The 276-nt window shown below is 63.0% G+C and carries 1 protein-coding gene; it reads left to right on the top strand.

Features of this window, described 5'->3' with window-relative positions:
* Nucleotides 1-276: acyl-CoA dehydrogenase family protein (locus J3482_RS20470; protein WP_206923127.1), on the top strand; the 276-nt coding region annotated here is incomplete at both ends.

A 276-nucleotide genomic window follows, 5' to 3' on the forward strand; every position in this document is an offset into this window, starting at 1 on the left:
GGTCCTCGTCCGCTACGGCACACCCGAGCAGAAGGAGAAGTGGTTGAAGCCGCTCCTCGCCGGCGAGATCCGCTCGTGCTTTTCCATGACGGAGCCGGAGGTGGCATCCTCCGACGCCACCAACATTTCGGCGAGCATCGTCCGGGACGGAGACGAATACGTGATCAACGCGCACAAGTGGTGGTCGTCCGGCGCGGGCGATCCGCGCTGCAAATTCGCCATCGTGATGGGGAAGACGAATCCCGACGCGCCGAAGCACGAGCAGCAATCCATGAT

The sequence above is a fragment of the Alicyclobacillus suci genome (genome assembly GCF_017329615.1).
Taxonomy (GTDB): Bacteria; Bacillota; Bacilli; order Alicyclobacillales; family Alicyclobacillaceae; genus Alicyclobacillus; species Alicyclobacillus suci.